The sequence below is a fragment of the Streptomyces sp. NPDC034037 genome (genome assembly GCF_055575715.1).
On the sequence record NZ_JBVISC010000002.1, the window covers coordinates 324,493 to 348,346 of the forward strand.

The following is a 23,854-nucleotide window of genomic DNA, read 5'->3' on the forward strand; positions in this document are numbered from 1 at the left end:
CTCGCTTAGCATCACAGAGACGTTCACAGGGAGGAGTCGGGAGTGGCCAGGGATGCGCACAGCGATAGGCGCGACAACGGGGCGGCGATGGGAGGGGCTGCGGCGGAAGGAGCGGCGGACCAGCTCACGGCGATGGTCGCGGACCTGCGGGATCTCGTGGTGTGCGAGTCCTTCTCCGCCGACCTGGAGGCGCTGGCGCGCAGCGCCGATGTCGTGGCGGCGCAGGGCACCCGGCACCTCGGTGTCCCGCCCGAACGCCTCGTCGTCGACGGGGTGACGCATCTGCGGTGGGTGTTCGGCACACCCCGGGTGCTGCTGCTCGGCCATCACGACACCGTGTGGCCGATGGGGTCCCTGGAGACCCATCCCTGGTCGCTGGAGGACGGCATCGCGCGCGGGCCCGGCGTCTTCGACATGAAGACCGGTCTGGTGCAGATGTTCCACGCGCTCGGCTCGCTGCCCTCCCTGGAGGGGGTGTGCGTCCTGGTCACCGGCGACGAGGAGACCGGCTCGGACACCTCGCGGCCGCTCATCGAGGAGATGGCACGGCAGTGCGCGGCCACCTTCGTACTGGAGGCCGCGGGCGACGGCGGCGCACTGAAGACGGCGCGCAAGGGCACCTCCGCCTACGAGTTGGTGGTCCACGGCAAGGCGGCGCATTCCGGGCTCGAACCGGAGAAGGGCGTCAACGCGGCGATCGGGGCCGCCCAGCTCATCCTCGCCATGGAGGCCCTGGCCCGGCAGGCCGACGGCGACGCCCAGGAAGGCTGGCGGACCACGGCGACGCCGACGATGGCCTGGGCCGGGACGGCGACCAACACCGTGCCCGCCGAGGCGACGGTCTGTGTGGACGTCCGCGTTCCGGGCCTCGGCGCGCAGGAGCGGGTGGACACGGCGATGCGGGCGCTGGAGATCACCGTGCCGGGAGCACGTCTGGAGGTGCGGGGCGGCCCCAACAGGCCTCCTCTGGAAGAATCCTTGTCCGCCGACCTCTTCGAGCGGGCGTGCGCGGTCGCCCGGCGCCTGGGCCTCCCCCCGCTGCGGTCGGTCGCGGTCGGCGGAGCGTCCGACGGCAACTTCACGGGCGGGATCGGCTGTCCGACGCTGGACGGACTGGGCGCGGTGGGCGGCGGGGCGCACGCCGATCACGAGCATGTGGTCGTCGCCGAGATGGTCCCCCGGGCGCGACTGCTGGCCGCCCTCGTCGAGGAGGTCGTCCGGGACGCGTAGAGGTTGCGGGGCACGTAGACGTTGCGGGGCGCAAAGCGGGGCGCAAGTGTGCGGGCGGCGCAGCTGTGCCGGGCCGCGCCGATGTGCTGGGAGGCGGAGGCGTGTCGAGGAGCGGTGGCGGACACCCCGTACTCGGCACGAGCACCCGGCATGCCGTGCCCGGCACCGCGCGCCCAGCGCCCCATACCCAGCACCGCACACCGCACACCGCACACCGCACACCGCACACCGCACACCGCACACCGCACACCGCACACCGCACACCGCACACCGCACACCGCACACCGCACCAAAAGCGTGTGCCTTCCACGTATCCGCTTGACAGGCTGAGACCATGAACTCTCCGCACGACCCCGTTCCCGCCCCCGGCCCCGCCTCCGACTCCGGCTCCCGCACCACTCCCCCGGAACCGGAGTGGATCACGACACCGATCACCACGTCCCTCGCCGCCGATCTCCTGCGCGGCGCGCTCGACGTGGAGGGCACCGAGCACGGCGTGCTGCCGCACCGGCTGCCCGCCCGGGCCCGTGCGCAGTGCGCCGACGGGCAGTTGGCCATGGCCGAGTCCCAGCCCTCCGGCGTACGGCTGGTGTTCCGCACGCGGGCGACCGCCGTAGAACTCGACACGCTCCGCACCAAGATGGCCTACCGGGGCGCACCGCCCCGTCCGGACGGCGTGTACGACCTGCTGGTCGACGGCGCCCTCGCCGGTCAGGCCAGTACGACGGGCGGCAACGTCCTGACGCTGGACATGACCACCGGTGCGGCGGAGACCGAGCCCGGGCCGGTCGGCACGGTCCGTTTCCAGGGGCTGCCGGACCGGGTCAAGGACGTCGAGATCTGGCTGCCGTACAACGAGGTCACCCGGCTGGTCGCCCTGCGTACCGACGCCCCCGTCGAGGCGGCCCCGCAAAGCAGCCGCGAAGTGTGGCTGCACCACGGCAGTTCGATCAGCCACGGCTCCACCGCGGCGAGCCCCACCACGACCTGGCCCGCGCTGGCCGCCTCCCTCGGCGGCGTGGAGCTGATCAATGTCGGCCTGGCCGGCAGCGCCCTGCTCGACCCGTTCACCGCACGCGCCCTGCGCGACACTCCCGCCGACCTGATCAGCGTCAAGATCGGCATCAACCTCGTCAATCTGGACCTGATGCGCCTGCGGGCCTTCGGGCCGGCGGTCCACGGCTTCCTCGACACGATCCGCGAGGGGCACCCCACCGCTCCGCTGCTGGTCGTGTCGCCGCTGCTGTGCCCGATCCACGAGGACACGCCCGGACCGGGCGCGCCGGACCTCAGCGGGCTCAGCGAGGGGCGGTTCCAGTTCCGGGCGATGGGCGACCCCGCGGAGGTGCCCGGCGGGAAGCTGACGCTGACCGTCATCCGGGACGAACTGGCGCGCATCGTGAAGCAGCGCGCCGGCGACGACCCGAACCTCCACTACCTCGACGGCCGTGAGCTGTACGGCCGGGCGGACTTCGAGGAGTTGCCGCTGCCCGACCAGCTCCATCCCGACGCCGCGACCCATCGCCGCATCGGCGAACGTTTCGCGTCCCTGGCCTTCGGCCCGGGCGGCCCGCTCACCCGGGCGACCACCGGTCGGCCGTCAGGTGTTACTCGGAGTCGATGAAGAACACCTGGTCGGTGCGGTCGGTGCAGGCCTCCTGCTTGGCCGCGGCGCCCTCCGCCGTGGACCTGTCCGTGATGCCCACGCAGAACTTCCGGTCGGGGGTGAACAGCGTGTAGATCCGGAAGGTGTTGGGGACGGGTGTCTCGACCGCCTCGATGTAGAACGAGTTGGCCCCCGCGCAGTCGCTCGTCGTCTCCAGCAGGTCGGGCACCGAGCTGAAGGGGAACACCATGAGGCAGCGGATGCCCGCCTGGGTGTTGTGCCACTGGAGCTTGTAGAGGCCGTTGCCCTGCGACGCCAGGTATGTGCGCGGGGTCGTGGCCTTCGCGCAGGGGCGCTGCACGGCGACCGGGACGCTCAGGAGCCCGGCGCGCCCCTCGGTCAGGCACTGGCCGGGCGCGCTGGCGGGGCGGATCTTGATCCAGCCCTCCTGGAGGCCCCGGAACGTCCCCTGCGTGAATTTCGCGCCCGGTTGGTTTTCGCAGGTCCACTGGCGCAGTGGCGTGCCGTCGGTGGTGGCGGAGGCGGTGACCTCGAGGCACTTGCGCGGGCTCGCCGTCGCCGACTGGATCAGCGCGGAGTCCCCGAGGTCCTCGAAGAAGAAGCTGGTGCCGGGCCGGCCGTCGCAGTCCGTCTGCACGACGGCGGCTCCGTTGTCGGCGCTGGAGTTCTCCACCGCCATGCACTTGCCGCTGAGGGCGCTGATGATGTGCACGGCCCCGCTGTGCGCCGAGGATTCCTGCAAGGACCACAGCGCTCCCTCCCGGCCGGCACAGCGCCGCTGCTTGACGCGCTCGCCGGCTGTCTGGGTGGCGACTTCCAGGCACATGCCGGTGTGGGTCGCGGCGATGTTGAGTTGCTGGCCGGCGGCGGTGCTCGCGGCCCGGGCCACTTGGCCGGCGCCCGGCAGCAGGGCCGAGGCCAGTGCCAGGACGAGGACGAGGAGCAGGGTCGGGGTGAGCGCGTACGGGCGGGCTGAACGGGAGCTCAGCATGGACTTCTCCATCCCTGGGGGATCGAGCCCGCCCGGCGGACCGAGCGCCCCGGCTCGGCTCGCACGATGCGGGCGTGGCGGCGCCAGATGCTGCCCGTCACCGCTGACGCCCGCCTGACACGGCCGCCCCCGGGCGGCGGCCCCCAGCACGGCGGAAACCCACCCGGGTGCGACGATCTTGGCTGATATACGCTGCGGCTACTCTCCCGGCAGTGAGCCGGGACAGGTGTCGAGCCCGGGGGGGCCTTCTCACATGACCAAGCAGTCCGGCATGCCCGCACAGACCGGCATGCCCGCACACGCCGATATGCAGGCACGGGCCGATATGCACACGCAGACCGATGCGCAGGCGCGGCCTCGCGTCACCGCACCGTCCCGCGGCATCAGGCAGTCCCACGCCACCATGCGGACCCGCGCGCTCCGGGGAAGCGCGCTCGCGTCCGTGCTCGCACTCGGTGTCCTCGCGCCGTACGCGCAGGCGGCCACGCCCGCGGCGGTTCCCTCGGTCGCCCCGGTCGGCCTCGGTCCGTGGACCGCGCCCGAGGAACTGCCCGGCGTCACCGGCGTCGTCGACCTGAAGTCGACCCGTGACGGGACCCTCGCGGGGCTCTTCACCCGGGACGGCCGGACCGTGCTGTCGGTGCGGCCCGCGGGCAGCACCACCTGGCAGCCGGCCACGCCCGCCCCGGGCCGCAGCCTCCAGCGCACCGACGACGGTGCCGTCTCCCTGCTGTGGTGGACCGACCCCGCGGACGGCGGGGCCGCCACGCTGAAGATGTCGCGGCTCGCACCGGACGGCACCGCTTTCACGCCCGCCGAGGACGTCACGACCGGCACGGTCGCGCGCGCCGGGGACCGCACGCGTACCCAGGGCGCCACGCTGGCCTCCAACGCGCGGGGCCACCAGGCCGTCGCGTGGATGGACGAGGAGCGTCGCCTGACCGTGGTCGAGCGGTCGGGCCCGGACGGCGCCTGGTCCGCCCCCACGACCCTGGACCGGCTGCCGGACCCGATCGTGGGCGACGACCACGTGTACGCCTACGCGCTGTGGGACATGCGGGTCGCCGTCGACCCGACGGGCACGGTCGGGGTGATCTGGGGCGGCAACAGTTTCTACGAGGGCGACGGCGTCGACCCGGATCCGTCCGCCCACAAGTGGCACTACAGGTACCTGGAGAAGCCCGCGGGCGCCGATGCCGCCTGGGCGCCGCCGCGTGAGCTGCCGCAGCTGGGCGAGAAGCCCCGGCTGGTCACGCTGGCCGCCCATCCGCAGGGCGGGTTCCAACTGCTCTCGCACGGCGGTTACGCCCGCAAGGCGGCCGGTGCGGCGCAGTGGGGCGAGGCCGTGCAGACCGGCGTCGGGGCACGGCCGGCCGCGCCCGCCGACCTCCTGACGGCTCCGAACGGTGACATCACCGCTGTCGGCATGCGGGGGCCGGGCGAGCCCGCCGTCGCCACCCGGCTCTCTTCCGGCGGCGGTTGGGGCGCGGCGCGCAAGCTCGCCTCGAACGTCGACGGGGACTCGCTGGGCGCGGTCGCCGGCGCGGGCGGCGCGGTCGTGGTCACGTACACGCAGAAGCGCTTCGAACTGGGGCGTGCCCTGCGCGAGGACTTCGTCGCGCAGACCGTGGAGGGCGGCGATCTGTCCAAGCCGCGCACACTCGGCGCGCAGACCAAGGACACCGTGAGCGCGGGCCGGGCCGCCGTCGACGGCAAGGGGCGGCCGGTGGCCGTGTGGACGCGGTCGCCCGGTGCGGGCGGCGCGGCCACGGCGTACACGGCGACGACGGGCACGCGTGCCGCGCCCAAGTGGCACGACTACGCCGACGACGCGCGCGGGGACGTCGTCGGCCTGTCGTTCAGCGATTCGATGAAGTTGTACACCGGGGACACCACCAACCCCACCGACACCTTCTACGCATCACCGTGGAACGAGAAGACGCGGGTGGTGCCGTTCGGCGACTTCGACGGTGACCGCTGCAACGACCTGATCGTCCGGCTGCCCGACGGCGAGACCCGGCTGTACACCCCGGCGTGCGGCGGCGGCCTGCCGGCGCCCGACTCCGCGTACAAGCGCCTCGCCCGTGACTGGACCCGCTACGACACGCTGTTCGCGAGCGGCGACCAGACGGGTGACGGCCGCCCGGACCTGCTGGCCCGCGACAAGGCCACCGGCGATGTGTATCTGTACGCGGCCGACGGCTCGGGGGCCTTCGAGCCGCGGGTGAGGATCCGCGCGGCCTGGACCGGCTACTCGCGGGTGATCGGCGCCGGGGACCTCAACGGCGACGGTCTCGGGGACGTACTCGCCCTCGACAAGTCCGGCGAACTGTGGCGCTACGACGGCCTGCGCACCGGCAGGCTCAAGGACCGCGTCCAGGTGTTCAAGGACTGGGGCGCCTCCTACAAGGACGTCATCGGCGCGGGTGACGTGAACGGCGACGGCCGGCAGGACCTGCTCGCGCGGGACACCTCGCACCGTCTGTGGCTCAACGCGGGCAAGGGCGACGGCTCCTTCGCCGGGCGGGTCCCGTTCGGCGCGGCGGAGTACTGGAAGAGCTGGGCCTCGCTCGCCTGACCGGCGCGACGCAGCGGCCCGGCCGGGGAGATCCCGGTCGGGCCGCTGTGCCGAAGGCGTTCGTCAGTTGGTCTTGCAGTGGTTGCCGGTGGCCGGGTTGAGGAGCCCGATGACGTCGACGGTGTTGCCGCAGAGGTTGACGCCGAGGTCGATCGGCAGCTGAACGGCGTTGCCGGAGAGAAGGCCGGGGCTGTTGGCGACGTGGGCGTCGGCGGAGGGGCCGTCGTCGGCGAGCGCCTGGCTCGTACCGCCGAGCATGGTGCCGACGGCGAGCAGGGCGGCGACGCTGAGAGTACGGACACGCATGGAGTGATCTCCTCCGTGTAGGAAATGCGATCTCTCTCCAGCAGATAGCGCGAGGGCCGTTCGCGCGAACGCTTGCCTCCATTCGGGTGACCCCGGGCCTCTCCACGGCGTGGCGCGCACCCGGCCCCGGGCCCGCCTGCCACGGGCCTCGGAAGGGGCTCAGCGCGCTCCGCAGCAGCCGTCGGCGGACTCGTCGGCGTCCGCCGGTTCGTCGAAGAGGCCCGCGCCGCCACAGACGCCGGTCTCGGGGAGGGTCAGCTCGCTGCGCCCGGCGGCCTCCTGGTCCCCGGCGAGGGCGGCCGCGACGGAACGGACCTGCTCGTATCCCGTCATGGCGAGGAAGGTCGGGGCGCGGCCGTAGCTCTTCATGCCGACCAGGTGGACGTCCTTCTCGGGGTGGGAGAGCTCCCGCACGCCGTGCGGGCGGACGCTGCCGCAGGAGTGCTGGTTGGGGTCGATCAGCGGGGCGAGCGTGACGGGCGCCTGGAGCCGCTCGTCGAGAGCGAGGCGCAGCTCGCCGAGGAAGGACAGGTCGGGGCGGAAACCGGTCAGGACGATGATCTCGTCGACCGGGTCGAGGCGGCGGCCGTCCTCGGCCACCAGCACCAGCCGATCGCCGCTCCTGTCGACGGCGTCGGTGCGGAAGCCGGTGACGGCGTCGGCGTGGCCGTCGTCCACGGCCGCCTTCGCCGCCAGGCCCAGGGCGCCGCGCGCCGGCAGCTCGTCCGCCGCGCCGCCGCCGAAGGTCGCGCCGCCGATGCCGCGCCGCAGCACCCACACGGCGTGCGTGCCGGGCGCTTCCCGGGCGAGGTCGGCCAGCTGGGCCAGGGCGGTGAACGCGGAGGCCCCGGCACCGATCACCGCGGTGCGCCGGCCCGCGTACCGCGCCCGTACGGCAGGGTCCCGCAGGTCGGGAACGCGGTACGAGACGCGGTCCCGCGCGGTGTGCTCACCGAGGGCGGGGAGGCCGTCGGCGCCGATCGGGCCCGGGGTGGCCCAGGTGCCGGAGGCGTCGATGACCGCGCGGGCGAGGACGCGCCGCTCGCCGCCGCCGGCGTCACGGACGTGCACGGTGAAGGGCCGCCGCTCGCGGTCGACGTCGACCACGCGGTCGCGACCCTGGCGGGAGACACCGGTCACCGCCGCCTGGAAGCGGACACGGTCGCCCAGTACGTCGGCCAGCGGCTGGAGGTACGCGCGCACCCAGTCCCCGCCGGTCGGACAGGCCGCCGCGTCCGGCCTCACCCAGCCGGTGGGGGCCAGGAGCTTCTCGGCGGCGGGGTCGACGAGCTCGGCCCACGGTGAGAAGAGGCGTACGTGCGACCACTCGCGCACGGCGCTTCCGGCGGCGGCGCCCGCCTCCAGGACGAGAGGCCGAAGGCCCCGCCCGACGAGGTGGGCGGCCGCGGCGAGGCCGACGGGGCCGGCGCCGATCACCACGGTGGGCAGCTCGGCGGTGGGCATGCGGTGGTCCGGCGCGTTCACGGTGACTCCCTCTGATTCGACATCCGTCGATGAGTTGTGCGGCCAGCGTGCTCTCCATATCGACGTACGTCAACATAGACATTCACCGAAACAGAGACGTGGCGTGCACGGGGGCGGGCGCACCGTCGGGGCGAGGCTCCTTGATTCGACATGTGTCAACATAGACAGATGCCGAATGCCAAGGTGCTGCCCCTCGTGGACACGGACGTCGAGCCCTGCTGCCCGCCCCTGACGGAGCGCCCCCTCACGGCCGAGGAGGCCGCCCGGACGGCCGCGATGTTCAAGGCGCTCGGCGACCCGGTGCGGCTTCGGCTGTTCTCCCTGATCGCCTCGCACGAGGGTGGGGAGGCGTGCGTGTGCGACATCTCCGACGTGGGCGTCTCCCAGCCGACCGTGTCCCACCACCTCAAGAGGCTCAAGGAGGCCGGCCTGCTCGCCTCCGAGCGGCGCGGCACCTGGGTGTACTACCGCGTCGAGCCGTCCGTGCTCGCGGCGCTGGGGCACGTCCTCGGGCGCGTCGCCGCCTGACGCCACGCCCGCACACGAGCTGACGCCACGCCCGCACACGAGCCGAGAGAGCCCCCGGTGCCCGAGAAGCCTTCCGTCCTGTTCGTCTGCGTCCACAACGCCGGCCGGTCCCAGATGGCCGCCGCCTGGCTGACCCACCTGGCGGGCGACCGCGTGGTGGTCCGCTCCGCCGGGTCCGACCCCGGCGGAGCGGTGAATCCCGCCGCGGTCGCCGCCATGCGCGAGGTGGGCATCGACATCTCCGCCGAGCGCCCGAAACTGCTCACCGTCGACGCCGTCGAGGAGTCGGACGTGTGCGTGACGATGGGCTGTGGGGACACCTGCCCGGTCTTTCCCGGCAAGCGCTATCTCGACTGGCGCCTCGACGACCCCGCCGGTCGGGGTGTCGAGGCCGTCCGTCCGATCCGCGACGAGATCAGGGCCCTGGTGGAGGATCTGCTCGCGGAGATCGCTCCCGGGAGGACGGCGTGACAAGGGCGGGGCGCGGCTCGGCCGGGGAGGAGCCCTAGTACGCCAACATCACCGCCAACCTCCTGCGCGACGCCGGCGTCCCCGTGGCCATCACCGACCGGTCGCATATGCCAGAGCGCCGCTGATGGAGGTGCGGGGGCAGCGTGTCACCGGCCCGCGGCCTCACTGCAAGAGAGGGGTGGAGAGATGTACTCGGGAGCGTTGGAATGCAGATGCACCACCCCCGTGTAATCCCTATGCGACCCCCACCAGGGGTTGTCTTCCGATGCGACGGCGGGTGCCCTGGAACATAGGCGACTTGCTCTGCGGATAGCAGGGCGAAGGGCACTCACTCTCTCCCACGCGCCTTCGATCGCACCATCACGCCCTCAGTGTCGCGGCCGTTTCTGTCATGCCTCCCCCTCCCCCGCGGATCGCCCGGTCTCAGTCAATGGATCTCCGGCAAGCAACGCTGCGGCTATCGAGGAAGCACGGCATGCCGGCTCGCGTAGGAGCCCAGCACATGACCGAAGCCCCGTCCTGCTCCACTCCTGCCACTCGCGCCCTGGTCCTCGGAGGAGGCGCCCTGGGCGGCGGCGCCTGGGAAGCCGGCATGCTCCTCGGGTTGGCGGAGGCCGGAATCGATCTTTCCCAGGCAGACCTCGTGATCGGAACCTCAGCCGGCGCCATCATCGGCGCAGAAGTCGCCTCGGGACGCACAGCCCAACAGATCTACGATCGCCAGACCCGTGCGCCCGCACCGGATCTAGGGCCACACACTACGCGTGCCGTTCTGTTCAACCTTCTCGTTGCCCTCCTGGGCCCCCGCAAGCCGGGCCCTGCTGCCCGCTGCACCACCCGACTCGCACGGCTTCTCCCTGCCCGCAGTGCGGACCAGGCATTCCAAGCCATCGGCGCCTCCCTCCACATACAGCAATGGCCGAAACGCACCCTGCATATCTGCACCGTCGACAGCGCGAACGGCAACCTCATCGTCCTGGACCGCAGTACCCCTATCAGTCTGCTGCGCGCCGCCACCGCCAGCTGCTCTGTCCCGGGCCTGTTTCCACCGATTCCCCTCGACATGCGTCTGTGCATCGACGGTGGGATGCACTCCCCCGCCAATGCCCACCAGGCAGCCGGCTACGAACGCGTCGTCATTCTGGCCCCTGTCCCGCGGCTCTACTGGCGCAGGCCCACCACGAAAGATCAGGCCGCATACCTCGCTGAAAAGGGCGCGCACGTCGTGTTGATCTCACCCGATCGGGCGTCACGCCGAGCCATCGGCATCAACCCTCTCAGTGCGCGCAACCGTATGTCAGCCGGCCGAGCAGGCCGTGCCCAAGCAGCAGCCTGGGCCGCTCGAACAGCCACTGTCTGGAACCTGGAGCGTGAGCCGGGCTGAGAACTCACGACGAAGCGACCTGCTCGGCCTGGCTGTTTGCGTACTCCGGCCAGGGTGCTGTCTTCCTGCCGCTCCTGCTCGTACGGAGTTCCACGCCGCACGCGTGGGCGAACCCGTGGATGCTGACGGCGGTCGCGCCGGTTCGCGGCTGTGCCGACACCGGCGACCGCGGGCCGTCCATGAGGTGCGGTGCAACAGTGGTCAGTGGCTGGAAAGTTGCGGATCGGCGGCTGACAGCCCCAGGGTCTGAGGGCACCACAAGTCCCCGTCCCCGCTGTGCGGCGCCGGAAGCAAGAGCCGGTCCGCGCTTCCGCCGTAGCGGGCGCGCAGCAGGGCGCCCAGTTGTGAGGGGTCCTCGGCGACGGTGGCGAACACTTGGAGCGTGTCGTCGTCGACAAGGTCGGCCATGCGACGGTAGCGGGAGGGGCCGGTGTCCGCGGCGATCCGCACGATGGCGTCCGAGACCGCCCCCAGTTGGTACAGGTCGAAGACGGGGCGGTAGGCGCGGGTGCCGCAGAAGAACGCGATGAGAGTCCGGGCTCGTTCTGCTGTCATCTGCCGTTCCGCCGCGTCACGTCCGGTCACGAGCAGCGGGGGGCACACCACCTCGATGTCGGTACGGTCACGTCCGGCCTTCTCCAGGCCACGTTCGAGGGCGGGCAGGAGGACGCGGGTGAAAAGCAGGGGGGGTGCGTAGGGCGGTGCGATGAGTCCGTCCGCGAATTGCCCCGCCAGCTCGGCCATGCGGGGCCCGGTCGCGGTCAGGAAGACGCGTGGCGGCCCGTGGGGACAGGGCGGTGGGGTGAAGAAGGGGCTGTCGAGGACGTGCTTGTAGTGCCGTCCCCGGAACTTCAGGGGCTCGCCTGTGTTCCAGCTGCTCCAGATGTGCCGAAGCGCCTGGATGAACTCACGCATGCGGGACAGACGCTGGTCGGCGGGCATGGAATAGCGGTAGAGCAGGTTCGCCTTGAGTTGCGGCGCGATGCCCAGGATCAGCCGGCCCTGGGAGAGGTGCTGGAGGTCGTGCGCCGCGTGGGCCAGGGTCATGGGGTTACGGGTGAGGGCGACCACGGCCGCGGTCCCCAGAGGGAGGGTCGTGTGGTCGGCCGTCCGGGCGAGGGCGAGCAGCGGGTTGTGCTGTTGTTCCTGGACCCAGAAGCCGCCGTACCCGGCCGTCTGGCACGCCGTGGCCGCGGCCACGGGATCGGGGGCGTGGCCGTTGTGCGCGAAATGGACCGGGGCAGCTAGGCCGTCGATCCGTACGGGTGGGGGCTCGGTGGAGGGTGGCGTCGCGATCCGGTTCACTGTCCGTGCCGGATGGGCGTGGTGTCCGCGTTCGACGGAAGAGGCGCCCCTCGGCGTCGGCAGCGAGAACGCCGCGATCAGCCGGTCAAAGTACTGGGGTGTCCAGGAGGCCGGTGTGACCCCGGCGTCGGTGAGTGCCTGCCAGGTGACGTCGCAGCGCACACGGGGGGCCGCGGCGCGCACCGTACAGGGCAGCATGGGTTGGCTGACGTCGCGCATGGCTGCCATGGGGCGGACGCATGGGTCGTGCACGTGGTCCTCGACCAGTTTCCACCATGCCTCCACTGACACGCTCTCCAGGCAGTGGCCCGCTCGGCGCAGTGCCTCGAAGAGGTCGTGCATGCGCAGGGGCTCGGGTTCGATGACGTGGAAGACACCTGCGCCAGGGTCCGGCCGGGGGATCAGCCGCGCGATGCAGCGGGCAACGGCGTCGACGCACTGGCCGGGTACCCACAGCTCCCCCGTCGGTGCGGCGCCGAGCGCCGCGGCGGCTGTGAGGAGAGGGGCCAGGGGGTCGGTCGATGTCGTCCGCCCGGTTTCGGAGTGCCCGGTGATGACACCGGGACGGTAGACGGTGACCGGTAGCCCGTCGGTGGTGGCCGCGGTGCGCAGTGCGGCCTCGGCCTCTCTCTTGGTGCGAGGATAGCCCTGAGGCCCGCTGGTGGCCGGAGAAAGAGGCGTCCGCTCGTCTACTGTGTCCCAGCCGGCGGTTCGCGCGTGGAGGAGGGTGGCGAGAGTGGAGACGTGGTGCAGGCGCGAGGGACGGCCGGTGAGTTCGGCGCGGCGCCGGGCCAGGGCGATGACGTGGTGGACCGCTCCCAGGTTGGCGGGTGCGAGGTCGTCGTAGTCGGCGGCCAGGTTGACGGTGGCCGCGGTGTGCAGGATGGTGTCGACCGTCTCGGCCAGGGCGTCGAACTCCGGTTCCGAGCAGCCGAACGCGGGGGTGCTCAGGTCTCCCGCAATGGCGTGCAGGCGGGGGTCTTCGAGGGCGTGGGGCATGCCCAGTTCGTTCAGGCGCTGTTGCAGGCGGCGCCGGGCACCGTCGGTGTCGTCCGCTCTGACCAGGCAGTACACGCTCGCGGTTGTGGTGTGCAGCAGCTCGCGGCACAGATAGCCGCCGAGGCTCCCGGTCGCGCCGGTCAGGAGAACTGCGTTGACGGCGGGGGCCGGTGCCGTGTTCATGAGGTATTGGCTCCCGTGCTGGAGGCCAGTTCGGCGGCGAGGCTGCGCAGGCTCTGGGCCTTGATCATGCGCGAGACCGTCACGTCGTGTCCGTGTTCACGGCGCAGGCGGGTGGTGACTTCGGCTGCCAGGAGCGAGTCGATGCCGAGCCGGTTGACGGGACGGGTGGTATCGACGTCGTCGACGGACGACTCCAGGACTCGCGCGACTTCGGCGGCCAGCCACGATTCCAGAGCGGTGGAGGACGCCGTCGCCGGCTGGGGTGTTTCGGCCGACGGAGCCCGAGCCGTCTCTGTCTGTGACTGCCGCTCCGCTGGGGCGGGAGCGGTCGGCCTGGGAGCAGGAACAGTTCGTCGTTGCGCCGCGGGCTCCGACTGCGGTGATTCTCCGGCGATTTTGGGTCCGGGCATGTTCCGGGCGGGGCGAGGAAGTTGCGGTGAGGGAGTGGAACGCTCGGACGCGGGTATCACTGCGGGCACCTTGCCGCAGGTGGCGAGAAGTTCCCGCAGAATGGGGGCACCGGCGTCCTGCGGCGCGGCCTTCGCGTAGGCGGGCCAGTCCGCCGGCATGCAGCAGACGGGCCCTTCGGCCGCGAGGACGGCGGGGAACAGTTCGGCGGCGTCGGCGGGGCGCAGTGGGTGGATTCCGTCGGGGCAGACGCTGCGGTCACCGCGTTCGCTGAGCCGGTGAGCCATACCCGTCTGATCCCAGTAGCCCCACTGCACGACGGTGGCGGGCAGTCCGGCCGCGCGCCGGTGTGCCGCGAGCGCGTCCAGGAAGGCGTTGGCCGCCGCGTAGGCGGCCAGTTGACCGCCCAGGCGCAGCCCGCTCAGCAGGGAGACCGCGGAGGAGAACAGGAGCAGGAAGTCCAGATCGTTTCCGGGGAAGAGGCGGTGCAAGGTCCAGCCCCCGGCGACCTTGGGGTGCATCGTCTGTTCGATTTCAGCCTCGGTCATGTCGATGAGCGGGGTGGGTTCCAGTGCCAGGGCGCTGTGGACCACACCGGCCACCGCGGGAAGCTGTCGGCGCTCGCGTTCATCCAGCAGTTCGCGCATGGCGCTCTCGTCGGCCACGTCCACGGCCGCGTAGGTCACTTGGCACTCCGGGTGGGCAGAGAGCCGGGCCAGCCTCTGGGCGCGCTCGTCACCGTGGGGGTCGGCGGTGACGTGGCTGCGGCCGGTGAGCAGCAAGTGCCGTGCGCCCTGGTCGAGGAGCCAGTCGGTGAAGAGGCCGCCGACGCCGCTGAGACCGCCGATGACGAGGTAGGTGGCTTCCGGGCGCACTCCAACCTGAGTCGGTCCGCTCCGGACGGGGCCCGGGCTGGGGGGAAAGGCCAGGGCGAGTTTGCCGGTGTGGCCTGCCCGTGCCATCAGGCTCATGGCGTCGGCCGCCTTCTCCGCGGCGAAGACCTGGGTACGGGGTGGTGCGAGTTCACCGCGTGCGAGCAGGCCGGTGACGGTACGGAGCGTGGCGCCCAGGGTTACCGGGTCGTGGCGGTGCAAGGCGGCCAGGTCCATGGGGTGGAAGGAGCGGCCGGGCTGGAGGAGGCGCAGGGGCAATGCCTCTCCCTCGTGCAGTTCGTTGCGTGCCGTTTCCACGTACCGCCCGAAGGGGGAGAGCAGGGCGAAGTTCGCCTCTCGTGCCTCGGACCCTTTCAGGGTGTTGAGGATGACGTCCACCGGTGCCTCACCGGGTTCGGCCAACTGCTGGGCGAAGTTGGCCGAGCGGGAGTCGGCGACCCGGGCCGCCCCCATCTGCAGAAGGAGGTTTCGTTTGGATTCGGTGCCGGCCGTGGCGTAGACGGTGGCTCCGCGCCGGCGGGCGATGTCCAGTGCGGCCATGCCCATACCGCCCGTCGCGGAGTGGATCAGGACGGTCTCGCCGGGCTGGAGCTGTGCCATTTCGATCAGTCCGCGGTAGGCGGAGACGTGGGCGACGGGCACGCAGGCGGCCTGGGCGGGGGTCAGCTCGTGCGGCCGGTGGGCGGCGCAGGCAGCGGGCGTGAGGGTGTAGGAGGCGGGCGGGGTGAACATGTAGGTCAGGACGTCGTCGCCGACCGAGAATTCCGTGACGTCCGCACCGACCCCGACCACTGTTCCCGCGCACTCGCATGCGGTGAGGCCGTCTTCTTCTCCGGCGAGCAGCCCTACTGCCCGGAGAACGTCTCGGTAGTTCAGGCCGGTGTGGGAGACCTGTACGGCGATTTCCCCCGGGCCTGGTTGCGGGCAGTTGGAGAGGGGGGCGAGATGGATGCCTCCGATGCCTCCGGTGGTCTGCAGGCGGACAGCGTCCGGTCGGGGCCCGTCTTGCCCGGCGGGTACAAGACGCGGCGCGTAGGCGCGTTCGCCACGCAATGCCAGCCTGTCCTCTTGTCCGGACGCCGACAGCAGGCGGACCAGGAGGTGTGCTTCGGCGGCCGGTTCTGCTGTTTCGTCGAGGTCGAGCAGGACGGTGGCGCACTTCGGCATTTCCAGGCGGAGGGTCTGGGAGAAGGCCCAGAGGCCGGCCTGCCACGGGGCGGGTACCCGGTCACTGTCCACAACGGCCTGTGCCCCGCGGGTGAGGACGCAGAGGTTCGGTGTGGTGGTCAGTCCTGCCTTGTCCAAAGCGCGGGCCAGGGGCAGGAGTCCGGAGCACAGGTCGGCGGTGGTCCATTGGACTTCGCGGGTCGAGGCGTCGGCCCGGGTGGCGCCGCCCAGGGCGCCGAAGTGCAGGATGTGCGTCAGGGGTGCTTCCTTGGACGCCTCTACCAGGACGTCGACCAGGTTGTCCTGCGCGGTGAGGTCTGCGCGGAATTCGCCGGGGGCGACCTGGTGGAACCAGTTCCCGGGCCGTAGGAAGTGGACTGTGCAGCCGGTGGAGTGCAGTGCTCGACGCACTGCCGCTTCCAGGGGGCCGCCGGATCCCACCAGCAGCCAGTTGCCTTGGCGGGAGACGTCAGGCGGGTCTAGCGGGCGCCAGCGCAGCTGGAGCATGCCCGCCGCAGCCGAGGTCGTGGGCAGCCGGGGCGTGGAGGCGGTGTGCGCCTGATCGACCGGTGGTTCCGAGGTGGTCGCGGGATGCAGCCTGCGGCCCCGTACCCCGTGGGCCTGGGCCAGCACCTTGCCGTCTGCGTCCATCACCGTCAGGGCGGCGGACAGCTCGCCGTCCACCGGTGACGCCAGCTGCCGGGCGTGGACCCACAGTTCATCCACCTCCAGGTCAGCATGCAGGTGCAGGCTGTCCACGCCCAGCAGGACGAAGCCGCGTCCGGCCCCCGTGGTGTCCTGCGTCGTCGTGAGGGCGGCCTGAAGGCAGCCGTCGAGGACGCCGGGGTGGACACGGAATCCGCCCCGCACGGTGGGCCGCAGTCGCACCAGGCTTTCCTGCCGCCCGTGGAAGATCTCCGCCATGCAGTGGAACGGGCCCTGCCAGTCGTTTCCTCCCAGTGCCTGGGTGCGGTAGAAGCGTTCACCGGCCTGCCATGCGCTGCAGCGCTGTCGGAGCACGTCGAGGGACGCCTCTGGCAACGGCGCGGCCGGCTCGGCGTTCGTACGCCTCATTGTGGCGTGCACGCGCCACGGGCCGTCGGGCCCTGAGCGGGTCGCCACTTCGATACGGCTGCCGTCATCGCCCTGCGCCTCGACTCGGCATTGCAGGTCCCAGGGGCCGTTGTCGTCGAGCAGCAGCAGTTCCCGCAGAACCACGTCGCCCAGGCCGCTGCCGGGGTCCGTCTCGTGGACCGCTGCCAGGGCCAGTTCGATGTAGAAGGTGGCCGGCGCCACGGGGCGGTCGCCGACGCGGTGGCCCAGAAGAAAGCCGTGGCGCACGTGATCGAGACGCCCGCTCCAGCGCCGGCGCCCCTGCGGAGCGGATTCCCGTTCCTCCAGCACGGGATGGCGGCTGGTGACGGGGAGAGCCGTGGGGGGTGCCCCCGTAGGTGCCGGTGTCATGGAAGCCTCCATAGGGTCCTCGCCTATCGCGGGCCAGGGGAAGTCGGCAGACTGGTGCCAGTAGCGATCGCGCTGCCACGGGTAGTGGGGCAGGTCCACACGGAGCGTGGGTTTGCCCAGCACCCGACTCCAGTCGGGGTCGCAGCCCGCGGTATAGAGCATCCCCAACGAACGGTGCAGGGTGGCCAGTTCGTCGTGGTCGCGGCGCAGCGACGGCAGGCTCCGGGCGCCCTCGCTGGTCAGTGCCGCGGTCAGGACGGGATGCGGCGACACCTGGAGGAAGAGGGTGGGCCGGCCGTCGTCCAGCACCGAACGTACCGCTGGTTCCAGGCGGACCGGTTCGCGCAGATTCCGCCACCAGTACTCCGCGTCCAGCCGCTCACCGGGCAGGGGTGCCGCGGTGACGGTCGACAGCAGGGGCACCCCGGTCGGCTGCGGCCGTAGTGCGGCCAGTTGTTCCAGCAGTGGTTTTTCCACGGGGTCGACACTCGGGCTGTGGGCGGCGTACGCGACGGGGATCGGCAGACAGGAGATCCCGCGCTCTTCGCAGGATTCGACGATGCGGTCGATGTCCTGCGGTGTGCCCGCCAGAACACTGGACGTGCGGCTTTCCTGGACGGCCAGTTCCGCACGCACCCCGAGGCTGCGCAGGAGTTCGGGAACCCTGTGGTGCACAAGCTCGATCCAGCACAGCGCGCCCGGCAGAGCGAGGTCGTCGATGAGCCGCGCCCTGAGGCAGCTGACCCGGCCCGCTTCCTCCAAGGTGAGTGCGCCGGCGACCTGTGCGGCCGCGATCTCGCCCTGGCTGTGTCCCATGACCAGGTCCGGCTCGATCCCCCAGGAGCGCCACAGGGCAGCGAGGGAAACCCCCATCGCCCACAGGGCGGGCTGTATCCGCGAGGTGCGGCGCAGCCAGCCGTCGTCGCCGGTCGTCAGCGCCTCGTGCAGCGACCAGCCGCCATGGCGGCGGATCACCGCGTCGCACCGTTGCAGCGTCTCGGTGAACATGCCGTCCGTGGCGAGAAGGGTCTTTCCCATGCCCGCCCATTGCGCCCCCTGGCCGGGGAAGACAAACGCCAGCCGCGGCTTGGACCAGCAACCCTCCCCCGAGACGGACACTCCGGGGCTCTCCTCGCCATCGAGATGCCGGCGCAGCGCCTCGCTCATGTCCTTGGATGTGCAGCCCGTGGCCGCCAGCCGGTACTCGTAGTGATCGCGGCAGTCCGCCGCGGCGGCGCAGACCTCTGCCAGGGGCGGGGCGTCGGGGGCGGACAACAGTTCCTCGTAGGAGCGTGTGAGGGAGGCCAGCGCGGAGGGGGAGCGGGCGGACAGCGCCAGTACCGCCGAAGCGCCATGGGCCCTGCGGCCAGGGGCTGCAGCGGGCGGGGGCGGGGGCGTCGACAGTACGAGGTGCGCACCGGTGCCGGAGGCTCCGAAGGAGGTGACCCCGGCCAGCAGGCGGGCGTTACCCCCCTTCAGTTCCACCGGGTGGCGGGGCATCTCGAACGGCACGTTGCCCCAGTCGACGTCGGGGCGGGGCTGGGCGAAGTGCGGGTTGCCGGGGACGGTGCGCTGTTCCAGGCACAGCACAGTCTTGATCAGGCCGACCACTCCGGCGGCGCCCTCGGTGTGGCCCACGCTCGTCTTCGCCGTGCCGAGCAGGCACCGGGGCCGTCCGTTCTCCCGTGGCCCGAGTACGCGGGCCAAGGCGCTCAGCTCCACAGGATCGCCAGCGGCCGTACCGGGGCCGTGCGCCTCCACGTACCTCACGTCGCGCGGGTCGACACCCGCTGCCCGGTAGGCGGTTCGTAGGATGTCCTCCTGGCTGGCGGTGGTGGGGGCGATCATGCCCTGACCGGTGAAGCCGCTGTTGCCCACGGCTCCGCCCAGGATCACCGCGCGCACGCGGTCACCGTCGGCGAGTGCCTGATGAAGCGGTTTGAGCAATACCATGCCGGCCGCTTCCCCCTGCACATAGCCGTCGGCCGATGCGTCGCCGAACTTGCACCGCCCGTCCGCTCCCAGTGCTCCGGCCTGGGCCAGGGAAAGCGACGAGTAGGGTGCGAGCAGGACGTGACAGCCGCCGGCCAGCGCCAGATCGCACTCGCCCAGGCGCAGTGACTGGCATGCGGTGTGGATCGACACCAGGCTCGAGGAGCACGCGGTGTCGACGGTCAGGGCAGGGCCGCGCAGGTTCATGGCGTAGGCGACCCGGCCGTGCAGCGCGCTATGGGTACCGCCTTGCAGGGCATGTACGTCCAGGCCTTGGAGGTCGCCGATCTGGCGCAGCCAGTAGTCGCTGCTGAAGGCACCGATGAAGACCCCGGTGCGGACCTCGGCGAGTCGGCGCACCGGGGTCGAGGCGTCCTCGGCAGCCTCATGGGAGAGTTCCAGCAGCAGCCTCTGCTGAGGGTCGATGCGCCGTGCTTCACGTGGGGAGATCTCGAAGAAGGAAGCGTCGAATCGGTCCAGGCCCTCGAGGAAGCCTCCGCGCGTGGTGGGCAGGCGTCCCGCGGTCTGCCGCCCTGCGGCATGCAGCTCGTGCAGCCAGGCCCGATCGCCGGGCGCTTGGGTGATTCCGTCGCGGCCCTGGCACAACAGTTCCCAGAACGCCGGCAGGTCCGGAGCATGCGGGAATCGGCCGCTCATGCCGACGATGGCGACGGGCTGGTTCAGGGTCGGGTTCTCGGCGGCACTCTCCATGGTTCCGTTTCGCCTTTCGGGACTGAGGTTCCGCGCGCGGTGCGGGGATGAAACACCTGAGGGACGGCGGGCGGGCGGCGCGACGAGGAGATTCGGGTTCTATTCGGCGACGCAGGTGCGGTAGGACCACTGGTAGTGCCTGACACAGCCGTGGCCGTCGTCGGGTCCGTCGGTGCCGGTGTAGAGGAAGTGCTCGTAGCCGGCTCGGAAGGGCACGCGGATGTGGTCGTCCAGATCCTCTGGGGCAACGCTGCGTATGCGCTGCTCGGGCAGGATTTCGGCGGGTCCGCCAAGCAAGCGGACGCGAACGTTTTGCATGGGTTGCTGCCTCCATGTGCTGTTGTCTGCGGTTGCTGGTGGTTCACGGGGCACGAGCGAGCCGTCCGTTCCGGGCCCGGCATGGTCCGTTCCGGGCCCGGCATGGGCTTTCGGGGCAACGGCGGGCGCTTGGCTCAGCCTGTTGCTTGCGAGGGCGTGCACCGCTGGGGTTCAGGTACTGCGGGGAACCGGGCGGAGATCTCTGCGAATGCCCGCTGGATGTGATCAGTCAGTGCGCCGGTGTCGCTGATGAGATCGGGGTCGCAGTTCAGCGTGACATGGCATGTTTCGCGGTACGTGACCATGGAGACAAGAGCCCCCGTGCCGAGTAGCGGCCCGATCCCGTAGATCGCCTTGACAGGGCGGCCTGCGATCGTGAAGGGGCTCAGTCCTGCAGGCACGTTGGTGACCATGAAGTCATGTCGGTTCACGACGTGCCTGAGGGCTGCCAACAGCAGGCGGGTGGGCAGTGCCGGGGCGACTTTGGCGATGAGGTGTGCCGCGTCGGCCGGTCGCGCTCCTCCGGAGGCCTTGACCGCCTCTCTGATGGACTGGACGGCGGCCTTGACGTCGCACCCTTGTCCGGCAGGCAGAGCGAGGCTGGCGAAGGTGAAGTTGTTGCCGGCGTGGGGTGCCGGCAGGTGGGCGCGGCCTACAAGGTGGATGGCCGAGAGTCGCGCCGCCCGACTGTTCTGCGTTTCCGCCCGGTATTGGGAAATGCCGCGGGTGAGAGCGCACAGAAGCACATCGTTGGCTGTTCCGCCGGTCTCCCGAGCGACGCGTTTCATCTCGGCCAGCGGGAGAGTGAAGAAGGTGTACTGCCGTGCCGCGCTTGCGGTGTAGGAAGTTCGGCCTTGTCGGGAGGGCAGGAGCGAGTCTGCTCCCAGCCGGTACCACAAGCGCATACGGGCGCGTCGGTCCGCGCGGGCGCCCCTCCGACGACCATCCGACTTCTGTTGCCGAGGGGCGCCGACTGGAGGCCGCCGATTCCTCAGGAGATACATGAGGCGCAGTCCGTCCGCGAGGCTATGAGCGATTTTCAGGAGATAGACGCTCCCCCCGTCCGAGGCGCCTTCGATGAGGTAGGCCTGCCACGGTGCGGCGTCCGGTGGTAGGGACGTGTTCGCCAAGCCATGAAGCAGGTGCTCGAACTCCTCCCCCTCCGTCCCGCCCGGAAGTGAGACGCGCAATGCGTGCCGACTCAGCGTGAAGTGAGGATCGCGTTGCCAGGCGGGCCTCCTGCCGGTGCCAGCCGGACGATGGGTGAAGCGCGGGCACAGGGTGATCAGGTCTTGATGCCATGCAACGAACTGTTCGTGCTCCACGGCGCCTTCGAGATGGACAAGGACAACGATCGTGGCCTGGTGGGGGGACTGACTCTGGATCCGCCACAGGACTTGGTCCAATGGGGACATGGGGCTTTCCCTTTGGACGCAGTCGGACCCTGTGGTGAGCATGCGGCCTCCTTGGCAAAGCGCGCGCCGTCTCCTGTCCCGCGCACCCGGCTCCGTTCCGGAAAGGAGAACAAGCCTGTACGGGGGCTTGGCCTAATGAACCAGGCCCGGGGGCTTCGGGGGAACCTTGATTGGCGGACAGTGCGTGAACGCGTCGAACGCGCCTACTCCTGCGCTGCCTCGGATGGTGAGGCACTCCAGCGCGCGCGGGTGCATTTGGCCGGGCTCACGCCACTCCTGTGTGCTGCGCGCGCCCCTCGCTACACGAGTTGCTTTCCCGTGCAACGGCGGGGGTTCCGAACACGAGCGGCTCCACCAGCCCGGCTTCGGCCCCGAAAGCCCCCGAAAAGGGAAGGTTAGTGTGAAAGGCGCTCAGCAAGAGCGTGAAGCCCGAGAAGAACAACCACGAGACGCCCATGATCGACGGCAAACACGGCGGCAGGGCCCGCCCGGAAGACCCGCTGACCAGCACGCAAAGATCGCCGTGAACAACGTCTCCTCAGGAGTGTTCTGAGTTCCGCCGGCCCTGCGGCCGCACCTTCGGCGGTGGGATGAGGGGTTTCGCCATCTCCCACCGCCCGTCCGGAGCATTCCAACTCCACGCGCCCTGGCCCATGTTGGGCTGCACTACTCAGCTGCACCACACAGGACCCCGCCTTTCCAGTAAATTCCCTCGTCTCCGCCGGGGCTCGACCATCTGAAGATCATGAGCACCATCCCGGAAGTGAGTCCGATACGTACGTCCTGCAGTCCCACGCGCTGGGAGTCGGCTTATGGCCCTTTCGTTTCATCCCGTGGGTCGCAGCGCGAGGACGCAGTTGTGGCCGCCGAAGCCGAAGGAGTTGCTCAGGGCGAGACGGATGTCCTGTACCCGTTCCGCGGTGCGCACGGTGTCCAGGAACAGAGCGGGGTCCTGCGTGTCCAGATTGGCGCACACCGGAATGACCTGGTGAGCGATGGACAGAGCCGTGAAGGCGGCTTCGACGGCTCCCGCTCCCCCTAACATGTGTCCCAGGACACCCTTGTTGGCTGTCACCGAAGGACGCTGCTCGAAGAGGTCATCCAGAACTTTTCCCTCGACGGCGTCATTGAGCTTCGTGCCGGTACCGTGCGCGTTTACGTGGTCGACCTCCCCCCGGTTGGCGCCGGCATCTGCCAGGGCGGCCCCGATGGCCTGCCGTGCCCCCGTTCCCTCGGGGTGGGGGGCGACGGGATGGTGGGCGTCGGAGGATGATCCGTAGCCGACGATATGCGCGTAACCGGGATGCCGTCGTCGGCGTGCGTAGTCGGCACGTTCGAGGACGAGGACGCCGGCGCCCTCCGCGATGACGAAGCCGCTGCGGTCCTTGTCGAACGGGCGTGACGCGCCCGCCGGGTCGGCCGTCCGCCGGGACAGAGCCCGCAGCCGGGTGAAGGCGCTGACCACCATAGGGGTCACTGCAGCCTCGGCTCCCCCCACGACGGCGATGTCGCAGGCCCGCGAACGCAGGAGTGACACCGCGATACCGATGGCGGTGGCGCCGGAGGCGCAGGCGGTGCTGGTGTGCAGGCTGGGGCCACGAGCGTTCAGGAGACGCGACAGTTGCCCCGCCAGCATGTTGGGCAGGAACTTCGGCAGGAAGGCGGCGGTTACGCCGCGGACTCCGGTCGTCACGAAACGCTCACACTGCTCTTCCCACGTTCTGGCTCCACCAGTGGCGGAGCCGAGCACTACGGCAACGCGCTCGGACGGCCAGGCCGTCGTGTCGTGCCCCGCGTCTTGGACCGCCTCACGAGCGGCGACCAGTGCGAACTGGGTGCAGCGGTCCAGGTTGCGCTCTTCGGCCGTGGCGGCAGCCAGTGCGGTGTCGAAGCGTGGGACGCGGCAGGCGATATCGACGGCCAGCCCGGCGAGCTCCGGGTCCGAGGCAGCCACCGATCTGCCTGCGCGCAGGTTGCGCCAGGAGGCGGCGGTTCCCACACCTGCTGGTGTCACCAGCCCGATGCCCGTCACAGCGATGGGGTCGAGGGTCATTGACTTCTGCTCCTCAAGGAGTGCCGACGCGGCACAGGGGCTGCGGTCCCGGACGCGTTCTTCTCGGTCAGGCAGCCTCCTGCTTGGCACTCAGCAGATCCGCCATGTCTTTCAACGTGGCTGCCTCGCCGATCTCGTCGTCGTCGATCGGGGCGGCACAATGTTCCTGCATGATGTCGAGAAGTTCGACGGTTGCCAGTGAGTCCATGTCAAGGTCCGTGAGTGTCTTGTCGGGCGTGATGTTCTCGACTGGAACGTCGAACTTCTCGCTGAGCGTCCTGACGAGGAAGTCATACGTGGTCATGGATACCTCTCTTCTTCTGTTAGAGGGCTGCTCTGGTTCAGA

At 70.7% G+C, this 23,854-nt stretch carries 15 protein-coding genes and 1 pseudogene; 6 read left to right on the forward strand and 10 right to left on the reverse strand.

Annotated features, from left to right (window positions below):
* The first annotated feature begins 87 nt into the window (after nucleotides 1-87).
* Nucleotides 88-1,230 (forward strand): M20 family metallopeptidase, encoded by a 1,143-nt coding sequence (locus ACZ516_RS07245; RefSeq protein WP_469008994.1) that lies wholly within the window; start codon nucleotides 88-90, stop codon nucleotides 1,228-1,230.
* A 334-nt stretch (nucleotides 1,231-1,564) separates the two neighbouring features.
* The gene (locus ACZ516_RS07250) at nucleotides 1,565-2,854 is read left to right on the forward strand and encodes a GDSL-type esterase/lipase family protein (protein ID WP_469008995.1); all 1,290 of its coding nucleotides are present in this window, start codon (nucleotides 1,565-1,567) and stop codon (nucleotides 2,852-2,854) included.
* On the opposite strand, the gene ACZ516_RS07255 is transcribed toward ACZ516_RS07250, so the two are convergent.
* Entirely contained in the window at nucleotides 2,838-3,848 is a 1,011-nt protein-coding gene (locus ACZ516_RS07255) for an RICIN domain-containing protein (protein ID WP_468748818.1), read from the reverse strand. The two genes, ACZ516_RS07250 and ACZ516_RS07255, sit on opposite strands and share 17 nt — an antisense overlap.
* Nucleotides 3,849-4,101: 253 nt before the next feature.
* Between ACZ516_RS07255 and ACZ516_RS07260 the strand changes: the two genes are divergently transcribed.
* Entirely contained in the window at nucleotides 4,102-6,426 is a 2,325-nt protein-coding gene (locus ACZ516_RS07260) for an FG-GAP repeat domain-containing protein (protein ID WP_469008996.1), read from the forward strand.
* Between the two features lie 63 nt (nucleotides 6,427-6,489).
* On the opposite strand, the gene ACZ516_RS07265 is transcribed toward ACZ516_RS07260, so the two are convergent.
* Both ACZ516_RS07265 and ACZ516_RS07270 read right to left on the reverse strand, forming a co-directional pair.
* A complete protein-coding gene (locus tag ACZ516_RS07265; protein WP_469008998.1) occupies nucleotides 6,490-6,732 on the reverse strand; it encodes a chaplin in 243 nt (80 codons plus the stop codon).
* A 159-nt stretch (nucleotides 6,733-6,891) separates the two neighbouring features.
* Nucleotides 6,892-8,196, reverse strand: a complete 1,305-nt coding sequence (locus ACZ516_RS07270) for an NAD(P)-binding domain-containing protein (RefSeq protein WP_469009612.1) — start codon at nucleotides 8,194-8,196, stop codon at nucleotides 6,892-6,894.
* A gap of 189 nt (nucleotides 8,197-8,385) precedes the next feature.
* Between ACZ516_RS07270 and ACZ516_RS07275 the strand changes: the two genes are divergently transcribed.
* The 3 genes from ACZ516_RS07275 (at nucleotide 8,386) to ACZ516_RS07285 (ending at nucleotide 10,600) form a co-directional block, all read left to right on the forward strand.
* Nucleotides 8,386-8,745 carry an ArsR/SmtB family transcription factor gene (locus ACZ516_RS07275; protein WP_468748820.1) on the forward strand — a complete coding sequence of 120 codons (360 nt, stop codon included), beginning with the start codon at nucleotides 8,386-8,388 and terminating at the stop codon, nucleotides 8,743-8,745.
* A gap of 57 nt (nucleotides 8,746-8,802) precedes the next feature.
* The gene (locus tag ACZ516_RS07280) at nucleotides 8,803-9,216 is read left to right on the forward strand and encodes an arsenate reductase ArsC (RefSeq protein WP_468748821.1); all 414 of its coding nucleotides are present in this window, start codon (nucleotides 8,803-8,805) and stop codon (nucleotides 9,214-9,216) included.
* Between the two features lie 502 nt (nucleotides 9,217-9,718).
* Nucleotides 9,719-10,600, forward strand: a complete 882-nt coding sequence (locus ACZ516_RS07285) for a patatin-like phospholipase family protein (RefSeq protein WP_468748822.1) — start codon at nucleotides 9,719-9,721, stop codon at nucleotides 10,598-10,600.
* Between the two features lie 201 nt (nucleotides 10,601-10,801).
* On the opposite strand, the gene ACZ516_RS07290 is transcribed toward ACZ516_RS07285, so the two are convergent.
* From ACZ516_RS07290 to ACZ516_RS07320, 7 genes and pseudogenes are all read right to left on the reverse strand, one after another.
* The gene (locus ACZ516_RS07290; RefSeq protein WP_468748823.1) at nucleotides 10,802-13,087 is read right to left on the reverse strand and encodes a TIGR03617 family F420-dependent LLM class oxidoreductase; all 2,286 of its coding nucleotides are present in this window, start codon (nucleotides 13,085-13,087) and stop codon (nucleotides 10,802-10,804) included.
* Nucleotides 13,084-19,722 (reverse strand): beta-ketoacyl synthase N-terminal-like domain-containing protein, encoded by a 6,639-nt coding sequence (locus ACZ516_RS07295; RefSeq protein ID WP_469009000.1) that lies wholly within the window; start codon nucleotides 19,720-19,722, stop codon nucleotides 13,084-13,086. Before ACZ516_RS07295 ends, ACZ516_RS07290 begins: the two co-directional genes overlap by 4 nt.
* Before the next feature lie 99 nt (nucleotides 19,723-19,821).
* The gene (locus ACZ516_RS07300) at nucleotides 19,822-20,040 is read right to left on the reverse strand and encodes a DUF5988 family protein (RefSeq protein ID WP_468748825.1); all 219 of its coding nucleotides are present in this window, start codon (nucleotides 20,038-20,040) and stop codon (nucleotides 19,822-19,824) included.
* A gap of 134 nt (nucleotides 20,041-20,174) precedes the next feature.
* A complete protein-coding gene (locus tag ACZ516_RS07305) occupies nucleotides 20,175-21,455 on the reverse strand; it encodes a wax ester/triacylglycerol synthase domain-containing protein (protein WP_469009002.1) in 1,281 nt (426 codons plus the stop codon).
* A gap of 469 nt (nucleotides 21,456-21,924) precedes the next feature.
* Nucleotides 21,925-22,110: pseudogene (locus ACZ516_RS07310) on the reverse strand (IS5/IS1182 family transposase); the annotation flags it as partial.
* A gap of 171 nt (nucleotides 22,111-22,281) precedes the next feature.
* Nucleotides 22,282-23,508 (reverse strand): beta-ketoacyl-[acyl-carrier-protein] synthase family protein, encoded by a 1,227-nt coding sequence (locus tag ACZ516_RS07315; protein WP_469009004.1) that lies wholly within the window; start codon nucleotides 23,506-23,508, stop codon nucleotides 22,282-22,284.
* A gap of 67 nt (nucleotides 23,509-23,575) precedes the next feature.
* Complete coding sequence (locus tag ACZ516_RS07320; RefSeq protein WP_468748828.1) at nucleotides 23,576-23,812, reverse strand: acyl carrier protein; 237 nt, start codon at nucleotides 23,810-23,812, stop codon at nucleotides 23,576-23,578.
* Nucleotides 23,813-23,854 lie beyond the last annotated feature (42 nt).

Coding starts and splice junctions, on each gene's coding strand:
- ACZ516_RS07295 (WP_469009000.1), bottom strand. CDS start 19,722: ATGGAGAGTGCCGCCGAGAACCCGACCCTGAACCAGCCCGTCGCCATC.
- ACZ516_RS07255 (WP_468748818.1), bottom strand. CDS start 3,848: ATGCTGAGCTCCCGTTCAGCCCGCCCGTACGCGCTCACCCCGACCCTG.
- ACZ516_RS07285 (WP_468748822.1), top strand. CDS start 9,719: ATGACCGAAGCCCCGTCCTGCTCCACTCCTGCCACTCGCGCCCTGGTC.
- ACZ516_RS07290 (WP_468748823.1), bottom strand. CDS start 13,087: ATGAACACGGCACCGGCCCCCGCCGTCAACGCAGTTCTCCTGACCGGC.
- ACZ516_RS07250 (WP_469008995.1), top strand. CDS start 1,565: ATGAACTCTCCGCACGACCCCGTTCCCGCCCCCGGCCCCGCCTCCGAC.
- ACZ516_RS07300 (WP_468748825.1), bottom strand. CDS start 20,040: ATGCAAAACGTTCGCGTCCGCTTGCTTGGCGGACCCGCCGAAATCCTG.
- ACZ516_RS07245 (WP_469008994.1), top strand. CDS start 88: ATGGGAGGGGCTGCGGCGGAAGGAGCGGCGGACCAGCTCACGGCGATG.
- ACZ516_RS07270 (WP_469009612.1), bottom strand. CDS start 8,196: ATGCCCACCGCCGAGCTGCCCACCGTGGTGATCGGCGCCGGCCCCGTC.
- ACZ516_RS07320 (WP_468748828.1), bottom strand. CDS start 23,812: ATGACCACGTATGACTTCCTCGTCAGGACGCTCAGCGAGAAGTTCGAC.
- ACZ516_RS07275 (WP_468748820.1), top strand. CDS start 8,386: ATGCCGAATGCCAAGGTGCTGCCCCTCGTGGACACGGACGTCGAGCCC.
- ACZ516_RS07265 (WP_469008998.1), bottom strand. CDS start 6,732: ATGCGTGTCCGTACTCTCAGCGTCGCCGCCCTGCTCGCCGTCGGCACC.
- ACZ516_RS07315 (WP_469009004.1), bottom strand. CDS start 23,508: ATGACCCTCGACCCCATCGCTGTGACGGGCATCGGGCTGGTGACACCA.
- ACZ516_RS07260 (WP_469008996.1), top strand. CDS start 4,102: ATGACCAAGCAGTCCGGCATGCCCGCACAGACCGGCATGCCCGCACAC.
- ACZ516_RS07305 (WP_469009002.1), bottom strand. CDS start 21,455: ATGTCCCCATTGGACCAAGTCCTGTGGCGGATCCAGAGTCAGTCCCCC.